The organism is Streptomyces sp. SID486 (assembly GCF_009865385.1).
In the GTDB taxonomy this organism is placed as follows: Bacteria; Actinomycetota; Actinomycetes; order Streptomycetales; family Streptomycetaceae; genus Streptomyces.
In genome coordinates, this window is the sequence record NZ_WWJT01000105.1 from 1 (window position 1) to 3,126 (window position 3,126).

At 73.6% G+C, this 3,126-nt stretch carries 3 protein-coding genes; all 3 read left to right on the forward strand.

What is annotated here, in order from left to right; all coding sequences use genetic code 11:
* A partial coding sequence (locus GT045_RS05555) for an NmrA family NAD(P)-binding protein (RefSeq protein WP_161333461.1) occupies window positions 1–735 on the forward strand: 735 nt, incomplete at its 5' end.
* A 327-nt stretch (window positions 736–1,062) separates the two neighbouring features.
* The gene (gene proP / locus GT045_RS05560; protein WP_237538366.1) at window positions 1,063–2,406 is read left to right on the forward strand and encodes a glycine betaine/L-proline transporter ProP; all 1,344 of its coding nucleotides are present in this window, start codon (window positions 1,063–1,065) and stop codon (window positions 2,404–2,406) included.
* A gap of 399 nt (window positions 2,407–2,805) precedes the next feature.
* The coding region (locus GT045_RS05565) for a DUF2330 domain-containing protein (protein WP_161333463.1) at window positions 2,806–3,126 on the forward strand (321 nt) is incomplete at its 3' end.

The window sequence follows — 3,126 nt, forward strand, 5'->3', positions numbered from 1 at the left end:
CGGCACGCGACGGCCGTGCCGGGCGCGGAGCCGGTCGCCTTCGACTGGCACGCGCCGGACACCCACGCCGCCGCACTGGACGGAGTCGACCGCGTGTACCTCGTACCGCCGCCGGGTGACCCGGACCCGGCGGCGGTCATGCTGCCCTTCCTCGACCGCGCCCGCAGGGCCGGTGTGCGCCGCGCGGTGCTGCTCAGCTCCTCGGCCGTCCCCGCGGGCGGCCCGGCGACCGGCGCCGTGCACCGGGCGCTGCCCGGACTGATCGAGGAGTGGGCGGTGCTGCGCCCCTCCTGGTTCATGCAGAACTTCACCGGCGCGCACGCGCACGCCGACAGCGTCCGCCGCGAGGGCGTGCTGCGCACCGCCACCGGGAACGGCCGGGTCGGCTTCGTCGACGCCGAGGACATCGCCTCGGTCGCCGCCCGCGCGCTGACCGACGAGCACGCCCCGGACACCGACCTGGTCCTGACCGGGCCCGAGGCGCTGTCGTACGACGAGGTCGCCGCGCTGCTCACGGAGGTCACCGGCCGGACCGTGGTGCACCACCGGCTCTCCTGCGAACGGCTGCGCGACCTCCTCGCGGCCCAGCTGCCGCCGGAGTTCGCCGCGATGCTGGCCGGAATGGACCGGGACATCGCGGCGGGGGCCGAGGACCGCGTGACCGACACCGTGCGGGCCGTCACCGGCCGGCCTCCGCGCTCCCTTCGCGCGCACCTGGCGGCGGCGGGCGGCTGACGACCACCGGGCCGGCGGCCGGCGGAACGGGTACGGGACCGTCCGGCGGCCGACCCGTTCCACCCGCGCCCGGTTGCATGCCCGGCACGCGAGAAGGATCACATCGACCAGGGCGAATGCCGCCCGGTGAGCGGGCAGACGTACCTGCATATCCGCACTTTAGCTGCACTCTGCATGTAATCGCATACAGCACGTAAGGGGCACAAGCCCCCTATGGTCTTTTTTCGGCCCGGCGTACGTCACCGCCGCCGTCTCGGGCCCGTCCCTGTCCCCGTCGAAAGGTAGGCGAGCCCCGTTTTGGCGACTGCCACTGCCGTCACCCCGCATCTGAAGACCCGGCGGGCCAGCAAGGCCCAAGACGTCACCGTCACCGACCCCGCGCTGGTCAAGCGCGCCGTCAAGGCGGCGGCGCTGGGCAACGCGATGGAATGGTTCGACTTCGGTGTCTACAGCTACATCGCGGTCACGCTGGGCAAGGTCTTCTTCCCGTCCGGCAACCCGACCGCACAGCTGCTGTCGACGTTCGGCGCCTTCGCGGCGGCCTTCCTGGTCCGGCCGCTCGGCGGCATGGTCTTCGGTCCGCTCGGCGACCGCGTGGGCCGCCAGAAGGTCCTCGCCGTCACGATGATCATGATGGCGGCGGGTACGTTCGCCATCGGCCTGATCCCGTCCTACGCGACGATCGGCGTCGGCGCACCGCTCCTGCTGCTGGCCGCCCGTCTGGTGCAGGGCTTCTCCACCGGCGGCGAGTACGCGGGCGCGTCCACCTTCATCGCCGAGTACGCCCCGGACAAGAAGCGCGGCTTCTTCGGCAGCTGGCTGGAGTTCGGCACGCTCGCCGGCTACATCGGCGGCGCGGGCCTGGTCACGCTGATGACCGCCTTCCTCTCCTCCGAGGACCTGCTCTCCTGGGGCTGGCGCGTCCCGTTCCTGATCGCGGGCCCGATGGGCATCATCGGCCTGTACCTGCGGATGCGGCTGGAGGAGACCCCGGCGTTCGCGGCGGAGGTCGAGAAGGCCGAGGCCGCCCGGCCCAAGGTTCCGCTGCGCGAGATGGTCGCGGGCCAGTGGAAGGCGCTGCTGCTGTGCATGGGCCTCGTGCTGGTCTTCAACGTCACCGACTACATGCTGCTGTCGTACATGCCGAGCTACCTCACCAGTGAGCTGAAGTACGACGAGACGCACGGTCTGCTGGTCGTGCTCGCCGTGATGGCCCTGATGATGATCGTCCAGCCGTTCGCCGGCGCCCTGACCGACCGTGTCGGCCGCCGTCCGGTGATCGCTGCGGGCTGCGCGGGCTTCCTGTTCCTGTCCATCCCCGCCCTGCTGCTGATCCGCCAGGGCAGCCTGCTGGCGGTGGGCCTGGGCATGGGCGCGCTGGGCCTGCTCCTGGTGTGCTTCACGGCGGCCATGCCGGCCGCGCTGCCCGCGCTCTTCCCGACCCGGGTGCGCTACGGCTCCCTGTCGATCGGCTTCAACGTGTCCGTGTCGCTGTTCGGCGGGACGACGCCGCTGGTCGTGACCGCGCTGATCGGGGCGACGGGGAACATGATGATGCCCGCGTACTACATGATGGCCGCGGCCGTCGTGGGCGGTTTCGCGGTGTGGCGGATGTCCGAGTGCGCCGGACGCCCGCTGCCCGGCTCCGCGCCTTCCGTGGAAGGCCGGTAAGCACCGCGCCGGTGCAGAAGGCGCGCCGTCCGTGGGCAGGGCGGTGACCACCCCGAGACTGCGGGAGGCGCGCCGCCCGTCGGCAGGCCCGTAAGCACCCCGAGACTGCGGGAGGCGCGCCGCCCGTCGGCAGGCCCGTAAGCACCCCGAGACTGCGGGAGGCGCGCCGCCCGTCGGCAGACCGGTGAGCACCCCGAGGCTCCGGGAGGCGCGCCGCACACACGGGTCGCCGCGGTCCGCGTGCCGCCCCCGCCCCCGCCCCCGCCCCGCTCCTGCACGGCGCCGCCCCGCGCTGCCGGCCGGAACCGCCGCCGCACGGACACCGTCTGTAGCGCTGTGACACGCGCCCGGACACTCACCCTCGTCCTCGCCCTGCTCGGCGTCCAGCTCGGCTGGCTGATGGCTCCGGCCTACGCCTGCGGGTGCGGGGCGATGGTGCCCGGCCCGGCCACCCGGATCGCCGTCTCCGATGAGCAGTCCGTCCTGCGCTGGGACGGCCGGCAGGAGCAGATCGTGATGCGGCTGACGGTCGGCGGCGACGCCGGGCGGGCCGCCTGGATCATGCCGGTCCCGCACCGGGCGGCCGTCCGCCTCGGCGACCCCGCCCTCTTCGCCCAGCTGGCCGGGGCCGTCGCCCCCGTGCACCGCACCCGGTACCACTTCTGGCCGCGCGAGGGCGACTGGCCCTTCTCCGGCGCCGGGACCGCCGACGGCGCCGGG